Genomic DNA, 18072 nt, shown 5'->3' on the forward strand with positions numbered 1-18072 from the left:
CGCAGGATACTGACCCGACATCACCTTCGAACCATGACGTTCCCTTTCCCGATCCGCACGGAGTGTCCGCCCGGCGCCTGCGACTGCCGCCGCGAGCTGCTGGAAAACGATCCGCAGGCGGACGTGCGCGTGCTGCGCCTGACGCGCGAGGAAGAAAAGCGGCTGGTCGAACGGATCGCGGCAATCGGCAGCTATGCCGAGCTGATGCGGGTAGGCCAGCGGCTGCAGGAGCAGCTGGGCGTGACGCTGACGATCGCGCCCGGCCCCAACGAAGTGCGCACGGTGCGCGGCTTCGCCATCGAGCTGGCACCGCGGCCCGGGCTGTGCCGCAAGACACGCCAGGCCGTGCCCGCCGCGATCCGGCGCTGCCTTGAAGCCCACCCGGAAATCGCTTTTGCCATCCTGGACGCGCACGATCTGTTTGGCCGGCCCTGAAAGTTGCTTGAAAAATGGGGCGGTACGGCGCTCCGGCGTCCCCATTTTTCAAGCAACTTTTTTGCACGCTGCTGCGGTAGAATCCCGCGCTTTGCTCCTCGCCAGCGTATGACGATTCCACCGCACTTCCTCGCCGCCCTCGACAAGGCCGATCCTTCCTGGCACCCCACGCTGGTGGCTGGCCTCGAAGCCGTGGCGGCCGCCGATCCCGCTTACCTGCCGGCGCTGGCCCAGGACACTTACCTGCCCACCGACCTGCGCCTGTTCGCCGCCTTTGCGCAGCCGCTGGACAGGGTGCGCTACGTGCTGGTGGGCGAGGGACCCTATCCCCGTGCGGAAAGCGCGACCGGTATCGGCTTCATGGATGGCGCCGTTGGCAGCCTGTGGTCGGACGATGCCGATGGCGGACTGTCCAAACGCGTCAACCGGGCCACCTCACTGCGCAATTTCATGAAGATGCTGCTGGTGGCGGATGGCCAACTGGATGTGACCGAGACCGCCGGCGTGGCGCTGGCTGCGTGCGCGCGCCGCGCCCGGGGCGGGGCGGCGATCGGCACGCTGGCGGAACTGCAGGCACGGCTGATGGATCACGGTTTCCTGTTGTTGAACGCGTCACTGGTGTTCCGGCCGCACGTGGCGCCCGTCAAGGACGCCAGGGCATGGCTGCCGTTTTTCGCCACGGTGGTCGACGTGCTGGCGGCGCGCCCGGAGCAGCCCAGGCTGGTGCTGTGGGGAAAGATTGCGGAGCAGTTGAACAAGTTGCCGGCGGTGGCAGCGATGCCGCAGGCGGTGGCCGAACATCCGTATAACCTGTCGTTCATTGGCAACGCGGACATGCATGCTCTCTTTGGCCCCATGCGCTTGTTGTATCGCAGCTGAGCTTGTCGGAAACGCCGCGTGCACCGGGCAAAACGGCTTGTTACCCGGCCAGCGGCACCGAACCCGGGCCCGGCAAGGATTTCAGGAAGCTGTTATACTTGACTAAATCGTTCGGGTAATCAGGTTTTAGTGGCGCCCCATTGAGAGTTCGCAACGTGACTTTCGATGAGCTTGATCAACAAGAGCAAGCATGTGGTGAAGCAGGCACAAGATTTTACCTGAAATCAATACCGAACTTGTAGTACGAGTATCAGGAAAACCAGCAAGGAGCGCGTCGGGAGGGTTTTCTCGGCGGCATTTATTCGAGGTCGTATGCGTCTGACTACCAAAGGCCGCTTTGCCGTGACGGCAATGATCGACCTGGCGATGCGCCAGGGCAAGGGTCCCGTCACGCTCTCTGGCATCAGCCAGCGGCAAGCCATTTCGCTGTCCTACCTGGAACAGTTGTTCGGCAAGCTGCGCCGGCACGAAATCGTGGAATCGATCCGCGGGCCCGGCGGCGGCTACAGCCTGGCCCGCCGCGCCGACAAGGTGACGGTTGCCGACATCATCATCGCCGTCGACGAGCCCCTGGATGCGACGCAGTGCGGCGGCAAGGAAAACTGCCATGGCGCGGACCACGCCAATGGCGCCCGCTGCATGACCCACGAACTGTGGACCACGCTGAACGAAAAGATGGTCGATTACCTCGACTCGGTCTCCCTGCAAGACCTGGTCGACCAGCAGAAACAGAAGAACGCCGAGCAGAACGTGGTGGTCATGCACCGCAACGAGCACGCCGCCCTGGCCAAGTAACTCGGCACACAGAACAAACCCACACACGCCGCAAAGCACTGGAGTGAAAAGATGAACGCCCCTGAAAAAAACGTCCCCAAGGTTGCCCCGGTCGATTTCAAGACCGCGCCGCACTTCCCGATCTACATGGACTATTCGGCCACCACGCCGATCGACCCCCGGGTGGCGGACAAGATGATCCCGTACCTGCGCGAGCAGTTCGGCAACCCCGCCTCGCGCAGCCATATGTACGGCTGGACGGCGGAAGCGGCCGTGGAAGAGGCGCGCGGCCACGTGGCGGCGCTGATCAATGCCGATCCGCGGGAAATCATCTGGACCTCCGGCGCTACCGAAAGCAACAACCTGGCGATCAAGGGCGCGGCACAGTTCTACAAGACCAAGGGCAAGCACATCATTACGGTGAAGACCGAGCACAAGGCCGTGCTGGATACCGTGCGCGAACTGGAACGCCAGGGCTTTGAAGCCACGTACCTGGACCCGCAGGATAACGGCCTGATCACCGTCGAGCAGCTGGCTGCGGCCGTGCGCCCGGATACGATCCTGGTCTCCGTCATGCTGGTCAATAACGAGATCGGCGTGATCCAGCCGGTCGGCGAGATCGCGGCATTCTGCCGTGGCAAGGGCATCATCTTCCATTGCGACGCCGCGCAGGCGACCGGCAAGCTGGCCATCGACGTGCAGGCGCTGAAAGTCGACCTGATGACGTTCACGGCGCACAAGACCTACGGCCCGAAAGGCATCGGCGCGCTGTATGTATGCCGCAAGCCGCGCGTGCGCCTCGAAGCGCAGATGCATGGCGGTGGCCATGAGCGCGGCCTGCGTTCGGGCACGCTGCCGGTGCACCAGATCGTGGGCATGGGCGAAGCGTTCCGCCTGGCCAAGGTAGAGATGGATGACGAGATCGCCCGCATCAAGGTGCTGCGCGACCGGCTCGCGACGGGCCTGCAGACGATCGAAGAGGTCTACATCAACGGCGACATGGACCATCGCGTGCCGCACAACCTGAACGTGTCGTTCAACTACGTGGAAGGCGAGTCGCTGATCATGGCCGTGAAGGACCTGGCGGTATCGTCCGGTTCGGCCTGCACCTCGGCCAGCCTGGAACCGTCGTACGTGCTGCGCGCGCTGGGCCGCAGCGACGAACTGGCGCACAGCTCGATCCGCTTCACGATCGGCCGCTTCACGACCGAACAGGACATCGACTTCGCCATCGAACTGATGAAGTCGAAAGTGGGCAAGCTGCGCGAACTGTCGCCACTGTGGGACATGTTCAAGGAAGGCATCGACATCAATTCGATCCAGTGGGCCGCTCACTAAGCAGTTCAACTTATTCAGTTGGTGTCTGACACCAATCGGGAAAACCGGTGTCAGACACCAAGTCTACAAACAAGGAGCAATATCATGGCTTACTCGGAACAAGTACTCGACCACTATGAAAACCCGCGCAACGTGGGCGCGTTTGAAAAGGGCGACGACACCGTCGGTACCGGCATGGTCGGCGCGCCGGCTTGCGGCGACGTGATGAAGCTGCAGATCAAGGTCGGTGCGAATGGCCTGATCGAAGACGCGAAATTCAAGACCTATGGCTGCGGTTCGGCGATCGCTTCGAGCTCGCTGGTGACCGAATGGGTCAAGGGCAAGACGCTCGACGAAGCGCTGGCCATCAAGAACACGCAGATCGCCGAGGAACTGGCGCTGCCGCCGGTGAAGATCCATTGCTCGATCCTGGCAGAAGACGCCATCAAGGCAGCAGTGAGCGACTATAAGGCCAAGCACTCGGCCTGAGTTTGAATGCATGAACGGAACCCGCAACGCGGGTTCCGCAGAAGGAGGAATTCGCATGGCAGTCACCCTGACCGAAAAAGCAGCAAAGCACATCTCCCGCTACATCGAACGGCGCGGCAAGGGCGTCGGCCTGCGCTTCGGCGTGCGCACGACGGGCTGCTCGGGGCTGGCCTACAAGCTGGAATACGTCGATGAAGCGGCGCCGGAGGATTCGGTGTTCGAATCGCACGGCGTGAAGGTATTCGTCGATCCGAAAAGCATGCCGTACATCGATGGCACGGAACTCGACTTCGCGCGTGAAGGCCTCAACGAGGGCTTCAAGTTCAACAATCCGAACGAAAAAGACGCCTGCGGTTGCGGCGAGAGCTTCCGCGTCTGATCCGCATCGCGGATCCCGCATTACAGATTAATCGACCGTGCAGAACCATTTCGAATTATTCCAGCTGCCGCGGCAGTTCGCCATCGATGCCGGTGCGCTGGACGCCGCCTATCGCGAAGTCCAGGGCCGCGTGCATCCCGACAAGTTCGTCAACGCCACGGACGCTGAAAAGCGTGTCGCGATGCAGTGGGCCACCCGCGCCAACGAAGCCTATCAAACGTTGAAGAATCCGCAGCGGCGCGCCCAGTACCTGTGCGAATTGCATGGCGTCGACCTGCAGACCGAGTCGAACACGGCGATGCCGATGGCGTTCCTGATGCAGCAGATGGAATGGCGCGAGGAACTGGCCGAGGCGCGCGCGGCGCGCGATGCCGCCCTGCTCGACAAGCTCGACGGCCAGTTGCGCACCGCCCGCAAGGATCTGCTGAAGGATATCGAGGCGCAGCTGGACGCGGGCGATTACCACGCCGCCGCGCAGGGCGTGCGCGCACTGATGTTCCTGGAAAAATTCGGCGAAGAAGTGCGCTTTGCCTTCGACGCGCTCGACGCATAGCCGCATATCCACCACGCGCCGCGGTGGCTTGCCCTGGCGGCATGCAGCATCCGGCAGGCGCACAACAACAACAGGTTTTACATGGCTCTTCTGCAAATTTCCGAACCAGGCATGTCCACGGCGCCGCACCAGCATCGCCTGGCGGTCGGCATCGACCTGGGCACGACGAACTCGCTGGTCGCCACCGTGCGCTCGTCCATTCCCGAGGTGCTGAACGACGAGGATGGCCGGCCGCTGCTGCCGTCCGTCGTGCGCTATCTGCCGAACGGCAACGCCAACATCGGCTACAAGGCGCTGGCGGCGCAGACCACCGACCCGAAGAACACGGTGGTTTCCGTCAAGCGCTTCATGGGCCGCGGCCTGAAGGACATCGCGTACGCGGAAAACCTGCCGTATGACTTCGTCGATGGCCCGGGCATGGTGCAGCTGAAGACGGTGGCCGGCGTGAAGAGCCCGGTCGAAACGTCGGCCCAGATCCTGGCCACGCTGCGCCAGCGCGCGGAAGATGCACTGGGCGACGACCTGGTGGGCGCCGTGATCACGGTGCCGGCGTATTTCGACGACGCGCAGCGCCAGGCCACGAAGGATGCGGCCCAGCTGGCCGGCCTGAACGTGCTGCGCCTGCTGTCGGAACCGACCGCCGCCGCCATCGCCTACGGCCTCGACAACGGCTCCGAAGGCCTGTTCGCCGTGTATGACCTGGGCGGCGGCACGTTCGACATCTCGATCCTGAAACTGTCGAAAGGCGTGTTCGAAGTGCTGGCCACCGGCGGCGACTCGGCGCTGGGCGGCGACGATTTCGACCACCGCCTGTTTTGCTGGATCCACGCGCAGGAAAAGCTGGCGCCGCTGAACGACAAGGACACCGCCGTGCTGATGGTCAAGGCGCGCGAAGCCAAGGAACTGCTGTCGACGAAGAGCGAAGTGCTGGTCGACGCCAGCCTGTCTTCCGGCGAAAACGTGCACCTGGTGATTACCGCCGAGACGTTCAACGAGATCACGAAACATCTCGTCGCCAAGACGATGAACGCCGTGAAGAAGGCGTTGCGCGACGCGAACGTGGACGCCGACGATATCGATGGCGTCGTCATGGTGGGCGGCGCCACGCGCATGCCGCACGTGCAGCGCGCCGTGGGCGAATTCTTCCACACGATCCCCCATGCGAACATCGACCCGGACAAGGTAGTGGCGCTGGGCGCTGCCATCCAGGCGAACCTGCTGGCCGGTAACCGTGCCGCCGGCGACGACTGGCTGCTGCTGGACGTGATCCCGCTGTCGCTGGGCATCGAGACGATGGGCGGGCTGGTGGAAAAGATCATCCCGCGTAATTCGACGATTCCCTGCGCCCGCGCCCAGGAGTTCACCACGTTCAAGGATGGCCAGACGGCACTGGCCGTGCACGTGCTGCAGGGCGAGCGCGAACTGGTGACCGACTGCCGTTCGCTGGCGCGCTTCGAGCTGCGCGGCATTCCGCCGATGGCGGCCGGCGCGGCGCGCATCCGCATCACCTACCAGGTCGATGCCGATGGCCTGCTGTCCGTCTCGGCGCGCGAACTGCGCTCCAACGTCGAAGCGTCGATCACCGTGAAGCCGTCGTACGGCCTGGGCGACGACGATGTCGCGCGCATGCTGCAGGAGTCGTACACGTCCGCTGAAAGCGACATGAAGGCGCGCGCGCTGCGCGAAGAACAGGTCGAGGCCGAGCGCATCCTGCTGGCCACGCAGTCCGCGCTCGACGACGATGCGGGCCTGCTGTCGGACGAGGAGCGGGTTGCCGTCGATGCGCTGATGCAGAAGACGCGCGACGTGCTGGCCGCATCGGTGGCCGCTTCAGGGGACAATGCAGTTGACCACCTTGCCGTGAAAGCCGCCGTCGAGGAACTGGCGCACGGCACCGAGGAATTCGCTTCGCGCCGCATGGACCGCAGCGTGCGCAGCGCGCTGGCGGGCAAGTCGCTGGATCAAGTTGCCTAAGTGCGGGTCGCATAACCAAACCGCTTCATACAAAATCATTACAGAGGTAGCAAGTGCCACAAATCGTCATCCTGCCCCATGCCAAGCTGTGCCCCGAAGGCGCCGTCATCGAGACGGAAGCGGGCAAGTCCGTCTGCGACGTCCTGCTGGACAACGACATCCATATCGAGCACGCGTGCGAAAAATCGTGCGCCTGCACCACCTGCCACGTGATCGTGCGCGAAGGGTTCGATTCGTTGAACGAAGCCACCGAAACGGAAGAAGACCTGCTCGACAAGGCCTGGGGCCTGGAAGCGCAGTCGCGCCTGTCTTGCCAGTCGATCGTGGCCGATGAGGACCTCGTCATCGAAATCCCGAAATACACCATCAACCATGCCAGCGAAGGTTCGCACTGACCATGAAATGGACGGACATCACGGCGATCGCGGAAGCGCTGTATGACAAGTATCCGCACCTGGATCCCACGGCAATCCGTTTCACGGACCTGCACAACTGGGTCGTGACGCTCGAAGGCTTCGACGACGACCACAAGCGCGGCGGCGAAAAGATCCTGGAAGCGATCCAGCAGGCGTGGATCGATGAAGCACAGTAAGGCCGCGAAAGCGGTGCTGCCCACCACGGTGACGGATATCCCGGAAATCAAGCCGGGCCAGTCCGTCGCGCTGCTGCAGGAACTGCACATCCTCACGCGCGATGGCAAGCTGAACCAGGACAGCCGGCGCAAGCTCAAGCAGGTCTATCACTTGTACCAGTTCATCGAGCCGCTGCTGAACGACGTGGTGAAGGAGAAGGGCGCCGTGTCGCTGGTCGACCATGGCGCAGGCAAGTCCTACCTCGGCTTCATCCTGTATGACCTGTTCTTCAAGGCGCTGCAGGGCGACGCGCACCGCGATTCGCATATCTACGGCATCGAGACGCGCGACGAGCTGGTGCAGCGTTCGCGCGAGCTGGCCGCGAAGTTCGACTTCCCGGGCATGTCGTTCCTGCCCCTGTCGGTGGCCGAGTCGACGACCTCGTCCGAACTGCCGCCGACGGTCGACATCGTCACCGCGCTGCACGCCTGCAATACGGCGACGGATGACGCGATCGACTTCGCACTGAAAAAACGCGCAAAGCACATCGTGCTCGTGCCGTGCTGCCAGGCCGAAGTGGCAACGGTGCTCAAGAAAAACAAGGGCCAGTCGCTCGGCAAGAGCGCGCTCACGGAAATCTGGCGCCACCCGATCCACACCCGCGAATTCGGCAGCCAGATCACCAACGTGCTGCGCTGCCTGCAGCTGGAAGCGCACGGCTACCAGGTCAACGTGACGGAGCTGGTGGGCTGGGAGCATTCGATGAAGAACGAACTGATCATTGCCACGTACAAGAACCTGCCGCGCAGGCGCCCGGCCGACCGACTGAAGGAAGTGCTCGATACGGTCGGCTTGCAGGAAATGGGCGACCGTTTCTATACGGGCGCGGAGGCTGGCCATGAGTGACGACACGATCCGCCTGTCCAAGCGGGTAATGGACGAGAAGGGCTGCTCGCGGCGCGAAGCGGAGCTGTACATCGAAGGCGGCTTCGTGCTGGTCGACGGTGCCGTCGTCGAAGAGCCGGGCGCCCGCGTGGCGCCGGCGCAGACGGTGGCGCTGGCGCCCGATGCCACGCTGCTGGAGATCGTGCCGGTCACGATCTTGCTGAACAAACCGGCTGGCGCCGACGCGCTGCGCTGCCTGTCGGAAGAGACGCTGCACCGCAGCGGCCATGGGGGCGAGCGCTTCCTGAAGCGCCACCTGCACAACCTGACGCCCGCGCTGCCGCTCGACGCCTCGGCCAGCGGGCTGTTCGTGTTCACGCAGGATTACCGGGTGATCCGCAAGCTCGTCGACGAACCGGGCTCCGTCGAGCAGGAACTGGTTGTCGACGTCGACGGCACGATCGTCGACAATGGCCTTGCCCAGCTGAACCAGGGCGCCACGAAGGTGAGCTGGCAAAACGAACGCCGGCTGCGCTTTGCCGTGAAGGGGCCGAAGCCCAGCCAGATCGACCGGATGTGCGGCGCCGTCGGCCTCACGCCAACCGCCGTCAAGCGCCTGCGCATCGGGCGTGTGTCGATGGGCAGCCTGCCGGCCGGCCAATGGCGCTACCTGCTGGGTTACGAACGCTTCTGACCCGCCCAAAAAAACTGGGGACGTACCCGTGTTTGGAGGAAATTTCCTCTAAACAGGGGTACGTCCCCAGTTTTGCTTTCTGTTATCTTATTTCCGCTTCTTGCTGTTCGCCGTTGCCGTGGTCGTATAGAACTCCGGTGGCTTGCGGGCGACCCAGTCGATGAACGTGCGGATATCGTCGTTTTCCCGTAGCTTGTCCCACGTGTGATACGTGCGGAACAATTCTTTTTCGGTAAAGACCGAGTGGATCTTGCGGTGGCAGATCTTATGGATGGGGAATTGGGCGCGGCCCTTGAACGTCTTCGGCACCAGGTGGTGCCGGTCGATGTTGGCGGTGCCGAGCGGGCGTCCGCACAATGGGCACAGCGGTTCGGCGGGGGTGTCGTCGTCCGGTTTCATCCGCCGCAAATGAGGGCGGCAATGGCCGCGCGCAAGGTCAGGCTGCCTTGGCGGCAGCCTTCTTTGCAGGCTTCGGCAACTGCACGAGGCGCGTGCCGGCGATGCGGTCGTGCAGGAATTGCCGGTCGCGGTCGAGGAAGGCCGTCAGCGACCACGCACCGATGCCGATGGCGATGGCGCCCAGCGCATGCCAGTGCTCCAGCCCGAACACCCGGCTGGCGATGAGCGCCGGCAGCACCCACATCCAGGCCAGCAGGTAACGCAGCGCGGCGCGCTGGAGCGGCAATGGCGCGCCGTCGGGCAGCGTGACGCGCAGGCGCCACGTCTGCATGGCCAGTGTTTGGCCCTTGCGGCTCCATTGATGGATGAAATACGCGCCCAGCACGAGGAACGCCAGCGCCTGGCGGCCATGCTCGACGGCGGCGGCATGGCTGGCGTCGACGGCGAATTCGAACACGAGGAATGGCAGGAACAGGGCGGCAAACGCGAGCAGCAGTTCATACACCATCGACACCAGGCGGCGCCTGATCGAGGGCATGGATACTGCCGCGTTATCTGGCTGCATTGGGAGAGCCCGACACGGTGGATGCCGGCGCTGCCGGCGTTGCCGGGGCGGCAGGGGGCGCGGAAGCGGCCGGTGACGGCGGGTTCTGCTGCATCATCACGGCTGGCGTAGCGGCTCCTTCGAGCGGATACACGAGTTCCTGGGCCGGCTGCGGCGCAGGGGCCGGGGCAGGCGAGGGCACGGGCGCCGGCGACGTGGACGTCATGGCCGGCGGGGGCGCGACCGGGCCGTGCGGCTTGACCGGTTGCGGTGTCTTGGCCAGGCTCTGCGCGGGCGTGGGCGGCTTGGCGACCTGCTGCTTTTTCGCCGTCCCGGCCTTGGCCAGCTTGCGTTTTTCTTCGTCGGACAGCTGTTGGTATTCTTCCCACTGGGCCGCCTTCTTGCCGCCGACGGCGCGCTGGGCACGTGCGTAGTTTTCGCGCACGGCCTTGCGTTCCTCGGGCGACATTTCCGTCCAGGCGCGCATGCGTTCGAGCATGCGCTTTTTCTCGGTGGGTTTCATGGACGCATAGCGGCCGGCGATGTCGAGCCACTTTTGCTTGCGCACAGGCCCCAGGTCGTCCCAACCCGCCTTCAGCGGGCCAAGCGCTTCCTGCTGGGCAGGCGTGAGATCCTGCCAGCGCAATTCGGCGACGGAAGGCGCGAGCAATGCCGATGCGGAAGCCGCCGGTGACGGCGCCGCATCCGGACGGTTATAGCGCAACGCAGCAACGCCGACGCCGATCGCAACGATCAGCGCGGCAATGCCACCAACTGCCCATGCACGCCCGTGCTTTTGCGCCATCCTCAACGCCCGCGCGTTTCGAGATAGGCGTTGAAGCCGTTATCCAGGTAGGCCGACAGCGGCAGTTCGTCCGACAGCAGGGCGGCATCCAGCTCCGCCAGCTCGGCGATCGACTGCTGCTGCTCGTACTGGTAAACACCCACCATGCCGCCCACCACCAGCAACAGCGGCAGCACGACGGAGAAGCGGCTGATCCAGCCGATCGGTGCCGAGAAGAAACCGTTGCCGCCAGCGGTGGTAGCCACCGTGGCACTACGGGTCACGCGCACGTCGACGTGCGCTTTCTTGCGGGCCAGGGCAGCCTGGCGGGCGCTGGCAAGGCGGTCGGTCGTCGAAGCCGGCAAATCGTCCAGCTTCTCGTTGAGCGCATGGCGCACGCGGTAAGCGAAATTGATTTCTTCGGTATTCATAGTTTGATTCCCTTGGCTTTGAGTGCTTCGGCGAGAGTGTGAGTTGCTCTAGAGCAATGTGTTTTCACGCTCCCTTCGGAACATCCCATCGCTGCGGCCGTCTCTGCTACATCCATATCCTGCCAGTAACGCATAAGGAATGCTTCCCGTTGACGTGTCGGGAGTTTTTGCACTTCATCTTCAATGAGTTGCAAGGTCTGCATGCGCTCGACCTGGTCGGCGCTGGACTCGGCGGCCTGGGTGCCTTGTTCGGCCTCGTAGGATTCGAGTATATCAAAATCCTCATGTTCCTCCTGGGAATTTCCCAGGCCGGAAAACAGGCTGACCCACGTGTTTCGCACCTTTTCGCGGCGGAAATAATCGAGGATGGTGGTTTGCAGGATGCGCTGGAACAGCAGGGGGAGTTCGGCGGCCGGCTTGTCGCCGTATTTCTCCGCCAGTTTGATCATTGCGTCCTGGACGATGTCCAGTGCTGCCTCATCCTTGCGTACCGCATAGACCGCCTGCTTGAAGGCACGTCGTTCGACGTTTTCCAGAAAGTCCGAAAGTTCTTTATCTGTTGCCATCAGGAGGGGGAAACGTGCCGTTGAGGTCTTCTAAGGAGTGCATCCTAGCAAAAATCAAGTATTCCCGCATTTTTTTGGCGCTTTTTGCCACGCTTATCCATTCTTCATGCACCGAACGGGAGCATCAAGACGGAAAAATCATAATATTCCTTGACCATTGATGGTGCAACGCAGTAACGTATGGAATGCTTCGCACACCACGAGGCTCCCAGATCGCGCGCCGCTGCACAAAAGGCCGCCGTGCCCGATCCGCTTTCATATGTCAGCAGTTTGCTCCAGCCCGTGCCAAAAGCGCGAGAGGTCGGCCGAACAGCTGCAGAAACTCAGGCAGAAAGAATCGCGTTACAGCGACCGTCTCGCACCCCACTACGGTTGGGGGAACAGCCGGCGTGACCGTGAATGAAAAGTATGCATGAGGGAGCTGTGGCGATAGGCTAACTTCGACAGGCAAGAGCATCCGTTCAATCTCCTATGGACCTTGAAAGGAATGTTTCATGAACAACGAAGCAGCCATCACTGGCGCCGAGATACTCGTGCGCTGTCTGGCCGAAGAGGGCGTCGAACACGTCTTCGGCTATCCGGGAGGAGCAGTCCTCTATATCTACGACGCCATCTTCAAGCAAGACAAATTCCAGCACATCCTGGTTCGCCATGAGCAGGCCGCCATCCATGCAGCGGACGCGTACTCGCGCAGCTCGCAGAAGGTCGGCGTTGCCATCGTCACGTCGGGCCCCGGCGTCACCAATGCGGTGACCGGCCTGTCGACGGCCTATATGGATTCCGTGCCGATGGTCGTCATTTCCGGCCAGGTGCCGAGCCATGCCATCGGCCAGGATGCCTTCCAGGAGTGCGACACCGTCGGCATCACGCGCCCGGTCGTCAAGCACAACTTCCTCGTCAAGGACGTCAAGGACCTGGCGGAAACCATCAAGAAGGCCTTCTATATCGCCAGCACCGGCCGTCCAGGCCCCGTGCTCGTCGATATCCCGAAGGACATCTCGATGCACAAGCATACGTTCTCCTATCCGAAGGAGATCGAGATGCGCTCGTACCGCCCGGTCGACAAGGGCCATTCGGGCCAGATCCGCAAGGCGGTGCAGCTGCTGCTGTCGGCAGAGCGCCCGATGATCTACGCCGGCGGCGGCGTGATCCTGGCCAATGCAGCCCCCGAACTGAACAAACTGGCCGAGCGCCTCGGCTTCCCCATCACGAATACGCTGATGGGCCTGGGCGGCTCGCGCTCCTCGAGCGACCAGTGGGTGGGCATGCCCGGCATGCACGGCACCTACGAAGCGAACATGGCGATGCAGAACTGCGACGTGCTGATCGCCATCGGCGCCCGTTTCGACGACCGCGTGATCGGCAACCCGAAGCATTTCGCATCGAACCCCCGCAAGATCATCCACGTGGACATCGACCCGTCGTCGATCTCCAAGCGCGTGAAGGTGGACATCCCCATCGTCGGCAACGTCAAGGACGTGCTGGTCGAATTCCTCGCGCAGCTCGACGCGGCCGACCACCGGCCGAATCCGGCCCAGCTGTCGAAGTGGTGGAACCAGATCACCGAATGGCGCAACCGCGAGTGCCTGAAGTATCCAACGTCGGACCTGGTCATCAAGCCGCAGGCCGTGGTGGAAAAAGTCTACGAGATCACGCGCGGCGACGCGTTCATCACGTCGGACGTGGGCCAGCACCAGATGTGGGCCGCGCAGTACTACAAGTTCGACAAGCCGCGCCGCTGGATCAACTCCGGTGGCCTGGGCACGATGGGCGTCGGCTTGCCGTACGCGATGGGCGTGCAGATGGCGAATCCGGATGCGACGGTTGCCTGCATCACCGGCGAGGGCTCGATCCAGATGAACATCCAGGAACTGGCTACCTGCAAGCAGTATCACCTGACGCCGAAGATCATCATGCTGAACAACCGCTTCCTGGGCATGGTTCGCCAGTGGCAGCAGCTGGACTACGGTTCGCGCTATTCCGAGTCGTACATGGATTCGCTGCCTGATTTCGAGAAGCTGGCCGAGGCCTATGGCCACGTCGGCATGCGCATCGAAAAGCCGGGCGACGTCGACGGCGCGCTGCGCGAAGCCTTCGGCATGAAGGACCGCCTGGTGTTCATGAACTTCATCACCGACCAAAGCGAAAACGTGTGGCCGATGATCCAGACCGGCAAGGGCCTGTCCGAAATGCTGCTTGGTTCGGAGGACCTCTGATATGCGACACATTATCTCTGTACTGCTTGAAAACGAAGCAGGTGCCCTGTCCCGCGTCGTCGGCCTGTTCTCGGCGCGCGGCTACAACATCGAAACGCTGACCGTGGCGCCCACCGAGGATCCAACGCTGTCGCGCATGACGATCGTCACCAGCGGCTCGGACGACATCATCGAACAGATCACCAAGCACCTGAACCGCCTCATCGAAGTGGTGAAAGTGGTGGACCTGACCGAAGGCCAGCACATCGAGCGCGAGCTCATGCTGATCAAGGTGCGGGCGGTAGGCAAGGAGCGCGAAGAGATGAAGCGCACCGCGGACATTTTCCGTGGCCGCATCATCGACGTGACCGAAAAAACCTACACGATCGAGCTGACCGGTGCAAAGAGCAAGCTCGATGCCTTCATCGACGCGATCGACCGTACCTCGATCCTGGAAACGGTCCGCACGGGCGGTTCCGGCATCGGCCGCGGCGAGCGGATCCTGAAGCTCTGATCACCGGCCAGGCCGGACCAGTAAAACGTTAATACGATTCACACAAAATACTTAGGAATGACCATGAAAGTTTTCTACGACAAAGACGCTGACCTCTCCCTGATCAAGGGTAAAAACGTTGCCATCATCGGCTACGGCTCGCAGGGTCACGCGCACGCACAGAACCTGACCGAATCCGGCGTGAACGTCACCGTCGGCCTGCGCAAGGGCGGCGCGTCGTGGCAGAAGGTCGAATCGGCCGGCATCAAGGTTGCCGAAGTCAACGATGCAGTCAAGGCGGCCGACGTCGTCATGATCCTGCTGCCGGACGAGAACATCGCCCAGGTCTACAACGAAAACGTTGCACCGAACATCAAGCAGGGCGCCGTGCTGGCGTTCGCTCACGGCTTCAACGTGCACTACGGCCAGGTCGTGCCGCGCGAAGACCTGGACGTGATCATGGTCGCACCGAAGGCCCCCGGCCACACCGTGCGCAACACGTACAAGCAGGGTGGCGGCGTGCCGCACCTGATCGCCGTGTACCAGGACAAGTCCGGCAACGCCCGTGACATCGCCCTGTCCTACGCTTCGGCAAACGGCGGCGGCAAGGCCGGCATCATCGAAACGAACTTCCGCGAAGAGACCGAGACCGACCTGTTCGGCGAACAGGCCGTGCTGTGCGGTGGCGCCGTCGAACTGATCAAGGCCGGCTTTGAAACGCTGACGGAAGCGGGCTACGCGCCGGAAATGGCGTACTTCGAATGCCTGCACGAACTGAAGCTGATCGTCGACCTGATCTACGAAGGCGGCATCGCCAACATGAACTACTCGATCTCGAACAACGCCGAGTATGGCGAGTACGTGACCGGCCCGCGCATCGTGACTTCCGAAACCAAGGAAGCCATGCGCGCCGTGCTGAAGGATATCCAGACCGGCGAATACGCCAAGTCCTTCATCCTGGAAAACAAGGCCGGCGCACCGACCCTGATCTCGCGCCGCCGCCTGACGGCCGAGCACCAGATCGAAGAAGTGGGCTCGAAGCTGCGCGCGATGATGCCTTGGATCGCCGCCAACAAGATGGTCGACAAGTCGAAGAACTGATCGGTTTGCGCGTCACGGAAAACGGCCCTCGCGGGCCGTTTTTTTTCGCCGCAATATTTCCTAAAATCGGGGACTGTCCCCGATTTTAGGAAATATTTCCAGGAAATGGGGACAGTCCCCGAATTCTGGAAATATTTCCTTGGCGGGCTTCGAGGGCAACAATCGATTCAGGCGGTGCTGCGCTGCTTTTCCAGCGCCGCCAGCAGTGCGTCGATATAGGTGCGGCTGGCACGCAATGGCGTGCCGTCGCGCAGGCGCAGCAAGGCGTCGCGGTTGCCCAGCGTGCGCAGTTCCGCTACGCGGTCGACCCGCACGATGGCGGAGCGGTGCACGCGGGCAAACACGGCCGGATCGAGCGCTTCAATCAACCGGTGCAGCGGCGTGCGCACGAGGTATTCCCGGCCGGCCACGTGCAACGTGGCGTAATCGCCGGCCGCATCGATCCATTCCACGTCGTCCGCCGGCACGAACACAAGGCGGCTGCCGTAGCGCACGGTAAAGCGTGACAGGTATCCGGCCTGCGGTCGCGGGTCCACCATCGGGGACGGCGTGGCCTGGTGCCGGAAGCGCCACGCCTGCCGCGCCCGCGCCACCGCTTCGGCGAAGCGCTCGTCTTCCACGGGTTTCAACAGGTAGTCGACGACGTCCAGTGCGAACGCCTGCACGGCGAACTGTTCGTAGGCCGTCAGCAGCACGGCCAGCGGACGTTCCGACGCCGGCAGGGCGGCCAGCACGTCGAGCCCGTTCAGGCCCGGCATGTCGACGTCGAGGAACACCAGGTCCGGCCGTGACTCGCGGATGCCGGCCAGCGCCGCGGGGCCGTCGCCGAGTTCCGCCAGAACGTCGATATCCGGGCAGTGCCGCAGCCGGGCCAGCACGCCGGCGCGCGCGAGCGGCTCGTCGTCGATGACGAGGGCGCGCATCATGCCGCCCGCACCCCTGACGCATGCATCCCTGACACATGCGCCCCCGATGCACGCATCCATGATGCGCCCGCGCCGGCATCGCGCCGCAGCGGCAATTCGATCGTTACTTCGAACCGGTTGTCGGCCAGCTGCCGGGCCGTGAAGCGGGACGCGTCGCCATACAGCTTCTTCAGCCGATCGGCCACGTTGCGCATGCCCACGCCGAGCGATTCGCCATCCTTCGTCGCCGCGATGCGCGCATCGTTGACCAGCCGGATGCGCAGCATGCCGCCGGCATCGGCGATCGCCAGCGCCAGGGCGCCGCCCGCCGCATCGGGCGCGATGCCATGCCGCACGGCGTTTTCCACCAGCGGCTGCAGCAGCAGGCATGGCACCTGCGCATCGAGCAGGCCTGGGCCGATATCGATGTCGATGTGCAGCCGCTCGCCCAGCCGCGCCTTCTCGATCTCGAGGTAAGCCTCGGTCAGCGCCAGTTCGTCGGCCAGCGCGTGCTCGTGCGCGTGCCCGGTGGCCAGCGTGGCGCGCAGCAGATCCGCCAGCTGCGCGATCATCCGGTTGGCGTCGCGGTCGCGGCCCGTGGCCACCAGTGCCGACACCGCATTCAGGGTATTGAACAGGAAGTGCGGCTGCAGCTGGAAGCGCAGCGCGCGCAGCTCCGCATCGCGGGCCAGCAGCAGCGCCTCGGCCGCGCGCGAGCGCTCGTGGCCCAGCGCGCTGTTGTAGGCCACCACCGCATGCGTGGCGCAGAAGGCGATCAGCGGCAGCCAGCAGCCGTCCAGGCCGGCGAACAGGTTCCGCCAGTGGTAGCCTTCGCGCAGCGCCAGGTGGATGCCCAGTGTCTGCCCCAGCAGGCTGTTCGCCACCGACATGGCGTACGTGGCCGCCAGCAGCGCCAGCACGGTGCCCCACCAGGGCAGGCCACGCTGCCACAGGCGGCGCTGCAGCCAGGCGGTCGGTGCGATCCACGCCAGGTAGGTGCACAGGTACAGCGTGCGGAAGATCAGCGGCCGCTCGTGGCCGAAGTCCGGCACGCCCATGATCGCGATGCATGCCGTGATCGGCAGCGCCGCCAGCAGCGCATGGCGAAAAGGCGGGTCGGCCAGGCGGGCGGTATCGAAGGAGCGTTCGGACATCGGGCGATTGTAGCGGCAAGTCGCCGAAACGTCAGCCGAGCGAAAACACCATCGAACTGATCTTCCAGCCGCTTTCCGTCTTTACCAGGTGCCAGGATTCCGCACCGCGATTGGTGACCTTGCCATCCTCGACAAAGTCGAAATCGAAATAGACCGCCCCCACGCTGCCATTGCTGTGGATGCGCACATTGTAGAAACGCTCCTCGACGGGCAGCTTGCTGTTGCCGACGAACTCGGCGAACTGCCGGTAGCTCGATGGCCGCACGCGTGGCTGGCCCGGCTTGCGTTTCACGGCATCGCTGGCCACGGTCAGCCAGCTGTTGTCGGCCGGGAGGAACATCGCTTCCAGCGCGGCCCGGTCCTTCGCCACGATCGCGGCCTGGAACGCCTTGACGATGGTGCCGATCTCCGCGACGGCGACCGCATCGTCGCCGGCCGGCTGCGCGTGGGCGAGGGGATGGCAGAAGGCGGACAGCAGCAGGGCGGTGGCAAGCAGTCTTTTCATGGTCGATGCTCCGGAAGAAGTGATGCCGGCAATGTAGGCCGGCC

23 protein-coding genes are annotated in these 18072 nt (G+C 63.5%); 15 read left to right on the plus strand and 8 right to left on the minus strand.

What is annotated here, in order from left to right:
• Nucleotides 1-33: 33 nt before the first annotated feature.
• From EWM63_RS20955 to EWM63_RS21010, 12 genes are all read left to right on the plus strand, one after another.
• A complete protein-coding gene (locus EWM63_RS20955; RefSeq protein ID WP_130188271.1) occupies nucleotides 34-435 on the plus strand; it encodes a hypothetical protein in 402 nt (133 codons plus the stop codon).
• A 108-nt stretch (nucleotides 436-543) separates the two neighbouring features.
• Nucleotides 544-1314 (plus strand): uracil-DNA glycosylase family protein, encoded by a 771-nt coding sequence (locus tag EWM63_RS20960; protein ID WP_130188272.1) that lies wholly within the window; start codon nucleotides 544-546, stop codon nucleotides 1312-1314.
• Between the two features lie 312 nt (nucleotides 1315-1626).
• Complete coding sequence (iscR, locus tag EWM63_RS20965; protein ID WP_130188273.1) at nucleotides 1627-2109, plus strand: Fe-S cluster assembly transcriptional regulator IscR; 483 nt, start codon at nucleotides 1627-1629, stop codon at nucleotides 2107-2109.
• A gap of 51 nt (nucleotides 2110-2160) precedes the next feature.
• Nucleotides 2161-3426 (plus strand): IscS subfamily cysteine desulfurase, encoded by a 1266-nt coding sequence (locus tag EWM63_RS20970; protein WP_130188274.1) that lies wholly within the window; start codon nucleotides 2161-2163, stop codon nucleotides 3424-3426.
• A gap of 84 nt (nucleotides 3427-3510) precedes the next feature.
• A complete protein-coding gene (gene iscU, locus EWM63_RS20975; RefSeq protein ID WP_130188275.1) occupies nucleotides 3511-3894 on the plus strand; it encodes a Fe-S cluster assembly scaffold IscU in 384 nt (127 codons plus the stop codon).
• 55 nt (nucleotides 3895-3949) lie between these two features.
• Nucleotides 3950-4273 (plus strand): iron-sulfur cluster assembly protein IscA, encoded by a 324-nt coding sequence (gene iscA / locus EWM63_RS20980; protein WP_130188276.1) that lies wholly within the window; start codon nucleotides 3950-3952, stop codon nucleotides 4271-4273.
• A 37-nt stretch (nucleotides 4274-4310) separates the two neighbouring features.
• Nucleotides 4311-4826, plus strand: coding sequence for a Fe-S protein assembly co-chaperone HscB (hscB, locus tag EWM63_RS20985; protein WP_130188277.1), 516 nt, complete (start codon nucleotides 4311-4313; stop codon nucleotides 4824-4826).
• 81 nt (nucleotides 4827-4907) lie between these two features.
• Nucleotides 4908-6800 carry a Fe-S protein assembly chaperone HscA gene (gene hscA, locus EWM63_RS20990; protein ID WP_130188278.1) on the plus strand — a complete coding sequence of 631 codons (1893 nt, stop codon included), beginning with the start codon at nucleotides 4908-4910 and terminating at the stop codon, nucleotides 6798-6800.
• Between the two features lie 53 nt (nucleotides 6801-6853).
• Nucleotides 6854-7195, plus strand: coding sequence for an ISC system 2Fe-2S type ferredoxin (gene fdx, locus EWM63_RS20995; protein ID WP_130188279.1), 342 nt, complete (start codon nucleotides 6854-6856; stop codon nucleotides 7193-7195).
• A 2-nt stretch (nucleotides 7196-7197) separates the two neighbouring features.
• The gene (gene iscX, locus EWM63_RS21000) at nucleotides 7198-7392 is read left to right on the plus strand and encodes a Fe-S cluster assembly protein IscX (protein ID WP_130188280.1); all 195 of its coding nucleotides are present in this window, start codon (nucleotides 7198-7200) and stop codon (nucleotides 7390-7392) included.
• Nucleotides 7379-8278: a class I SAM-dependent methyltransferase gene (locus EWM63_RS21005; protein WP_130188281.1), complete on the plus strand. Its 900-nt coding sequence runs from the start codon at nucleotides 7379-7381 to the stop codon at nucleotides 8276-8278. The genes iscX and EWM63_RS21005 overlap by 14 nt, the downstream gene beginning before the upstream one ends.
• Nucleotides 8271-8951 (plus strand): RNA pseudouridine synthase, encoded by a 681-nt coding sequence (locus EWM63_RS21010; protein ID WP_130188282.1) that lies wholly within the window; start codon nucleotides 8271-8273, stop codon nucleotides 8949-8951. Before EWM63_RS21005 ends, EWM63_RS21010 begins: the two co-directional genes overlap by 8 nt.
• An 87-nt stretch (nucleotides 8952-9038) precedes the next feature.
• On the opposite strand, the gene EWM63_RS21015 is transcribed toward EWM63_RS21010, so the two are convergent.
• The 5 genes from EWM63_RS21015 to EWM63_RS21035 are packed head-to-tail and all read right to left on the minus strand — an operon-like array spanning nucleotide 9039 to nucleotide 11675.
• Nucleotides 9039-9350: a hypothetical protein gene (locus EWM63_RS21015; protein ID WP_229487402.1), complete on the minus strand. Its 312-nt coding sequence runs from the start codon at nucleotides 9348-9350 to the stop codon at nucleotides 9039-9041.
• 37 nt (nucleotides 9351-9387) lie between these two features.
• Nucleotides 9388-9888: an RDD family protein gene (locus EWM63_RS21020; RefSeq protein ID WP_229487403.1), complete on the minus strand. Its 501-nt coding sequence runs from the start codon at nucleotides 9886-9888 to the stop codon at nucleotides 9388-9390.
• 13 nt (nucleotides 9889-9901) lie between these two features.
• A complete protein-coding gene (locus EWM63_RS21025) occupies nucleotides 9902-10699 on the minus strand; it encodes a DUF3106 domain-containing protein (protein ID WP_130188284.1) in 798 nt (265 codons plus the stop codon).
• A 2-nt stretch (nucleotides 10700-10701) separates the two neighbouring features.
• Nucleotides 10702-11109: a DUF3619 family protein gene (locus EWM63_RS21030; RefSeq protein ID WP_130188285.1), complete on the minus strand. Its 408-nt coding sequence runs from the start codon at nucleotides 11107-11109 to the stop codon at nucleotides 10702-10704.
• Nucleotides 11106-11675, minus strand: a complete 570-nt coding sequence (locus tag EWM63_RS21035) for an RNA polymerase sigma factor (RefSeq protein ID WP_130188286.1) — start codon at nucleotides 11673-11675, stop codon at nucleotides 11106-11108. Before EWM63_RS21035 ends, EWM63_RS21030 begins: the two co-directional genes overlap by 4 nt.
• Nucleotides 11676-12169: 494 nt before the next feature.
• Between EWM63_RS21035 and EWM63_RS21040 the strand changes: the two genes are divergently transcribed.
• From EWM63_RS21040 to ilvC, 3 genes are all read left to right on the plus strand, one after another.
• Complete coding sequence (locus EWM63_RS21040) at nucleotides 12170-13891, plus strand: acetolactate synthase 3 catalytic subunit (RefSeq protein ID WP_130188287.1); 1722 nt, start codon at nucleotides 12170-12172, stop codon at nucleotides 13889-13891.
• A gap of 1 nt (nucleotide 13892) precedes the next feature.
• Nucleotides 13893-14384, plus strand: a complete 492-nt coding sequence (ilvN, locus tag EWM63_RS21045) for an acetolactate synthase small subunit (RefSeq protein ID WP_130188288.1) — start codon at nucleotides 13893-13895, stop codon at nucleotides 14382-14384.
• A 63-nt stretch (nucleotides 14385-14447) separates the two neighbouring features.
• Nucleotides 14448-15464, plus strand: coding sequence for a ketol-acid reductoisomerase (gene ilvC, locus EWM63_RS21050; protein WP_130188289.1), 1017 nt, complete (start codon nucleotides 14448-14450; stop codon nucleotides 15462-15464).
• Between the two features lie 167 nt (nucleotides 15465-15631).
• Here ilvC and EWM63_RS21055 read toward each other — a convergent pair whose 3' ends face one another.
• Genes EWM63_RS21055 through EWM63_RS21065 form a run of 3 tightly spaced genes read right to left on the minus strand, consistent with a single transcriptional unit; the run spans nucleotide 15632 to nucleotide 18028 of the window.
• A complete protein-coding gene (locus tag EWM63_RS21055; RefSeq protein WP_130188290.1) occupies nucleotides 15632-16390 on the minus strand; it encodes a LytR/AlgR family response regulator transcription factor in 759 nt (252 codons plus the stop codon).
• The gene (locus tag EWM63_RS21060; RefSeq protein ID WP_229487404.1) at nucleotides 16387-17523 is read right to left on the minus strand and encodes a sensor histidine kinase; all 1137 of its coding nucleotides are present in this window, start codon (nucleotides 17521-17523) and stop codon (nucleotides 16387-16389) included. Before EWM63_RS21060 ends, EWM63_RS21055 begins: the two co-directional genes overlap by 4 nt.
• A 31-nt stretch (nucleotides 17524-17554) precedes the next feature.
• Nucleotides 17555-18028 (minus strand): nuclear transport factor 2 family protein, encoded by a 474-nt coding sequence (locus EWM63_RS21065; protein ID WP_165390882.1) that lies wholly within the window; start codon nucleotides 18026-18028, stop codon nucleotides 17555-17557.
• Nucleotides 18029-18072 lie beyond the last annotated feature (44 nt).

The organism is Pseudoduganella lutea (assembly GCF_004209755.1).
GTDB lineage: Bacteria > Pseudomonadota > Gammaproteobacteria > Burkholderiales > Burkholderiaceae_D > Rugamonas > Rugamonas lutea.

Excerpts from the sequence above, each read along its gene's own strand:
- EWM63_RS20955 (WP_130188271.1), top strand. The coding sequence starts at position 34 with ATGACGTTCCCTTTCCCGATCCGCACGGAGTGTCCGCCCGGCGCCTGC.
- EWM63_RS20960 (WP_130188272.1), top strand. The coding sequence starts at position 544 with ATGACGATTCCACCGCACTTCCTCGCCGCCCTCGACAAGGCCGATCCT.
- iscR (WP_130188273.1), top strand. The coding sequence starts at position 1,627 with ATGCGTCTGACTACCAAAGGCCGCTTTGCCGTGACGGCAATGATCGAC.
- EWM63_RS20970 (WP_130188274.1), top strand. The coding sequence starts at position 2,161 with ATGAACGCCCCTGAAAAAAACGTCCCCAAGGTTGCCCCGGTCGATTTC.
- iscU (WP_130188275.1), top strand. The coding sequence starts at position 3,511 with ATGGCTTACTCGGAACAAGTACTCGACCACTATGAAAACCCGCGCAAC.
- iscA (WP_130188276.1), top strand. The coding sequence starts at position 3,950 with ATGGCAGTCACCCTGACCGAAAAAGCAGCAAAGCACATCTCCCGCTAC.
- hscA (WP_130188278.1), top strand. The coding sequence starts at position 4,908 with ATGGCTCTTCTGCAAATTTCCGAACCAGGCATGTCCACGGCGCCGCAC.
- iscX (WP_130188280.1), top strand. The coding sequence starts at position 7,198 with ATGAAATGGACGGACATCACGGCGATCGCGGAAGCGCTGTATGACAAG.
- EWM63_RS21005 (WP_130188281.1), top strand. The coding sequence starts at position 7,379 with ATGAAGCACAGTAAGGCCGCGAAAGCGGTGCTGCCCACCACGGTGACG.
- EWM63_RS21010 (WP_130188282.1), top strand. The coding sequence starts at position 8,271 with ATGAGTGACGACACGATCCGCCTGTCCAAGCGGGTAATGGACGAGAAG.
- EWM63_RS21015 (WP_229487402.1), bottom strand. The coding sequence starts at position 9,350 with ATGAAACCGGACGACGACACCCCCGCCGAACCGCTGTGCCCATTGTGC.
- EWM63_RS21020 (WP_229487403.1), bottom strand. The coding sequence starts at position 9,888 with ATGCCCTCGATCAGGCGCCGCCTGGTGTCGATGGTGTATGAACTGCTG.
- EWM63_RS21025 (WP_130188284.1), bottom strand. The coding sequence starts at position 10,699 with ATGGCGCAAAAGCACGGGCGTGCATGGGCAGTTGGTGGCATTGCCGCG.
- EWM63_RS21030 (WP_130188285.1), bottom strand. The coding sequence starts at position 11,109 with ATGAATACCGAAGAAATCAATTTCGCTTACCGCGTGCGCCATGCGCTC.
- EWM63_RS21035 (WP_130188286.1), bottom strand. The coding sequence starts at position 11,675 with ATGGCAACAGATAAAGAACTTTCGGACTTTCTGGAAAACGTCGAACGA.
- EWM63_RS21040 (WP_130188287.1), top strand. The coding sequence starts at position 12,170 with ATGAACAACGAAGCAGCCATCACTGGCGCCGAGATACTCGTGCGCTGT.
- ilvN (WP_130188288.1), top strand. The coding sequence starts at position 13,893 with ATGCGACACATTATCTCTGTACTGCTTGAAAACGAAGCAGGTGCCCTG.
- ilvC (WP_130188289.1), top strand. The coding sequence starts at position 14,448 with ATGAAAGTTTTCTACGACAAAGACGCTGACCTCTCCCTGATCAAGGGT.
- EWM63_RS21055 (WP_130188290.1), bottom strand. The coding sequence starts at position 16,390 with ATGATGCGCGCCCTCGTCATCGACGACGAGCCGCTCGCGCGCGCCGGC.
- EWM63_RS21060 (WP_229487404.1), bottom strand. The coding sequence starts at position 17,523 with ATGTCCGAACGCTCCTTCGATACCGCCCGCCTGGCCGACCCGCCTTTT.
- EWM63_RS21065 (WP_165390882.1), bottom strand. The coding sequence starts at position 18,028 with ATGAAAAGACTGCTTGCCACCGCCCTGCTGCTGTCCGCCTTCTGCCAT.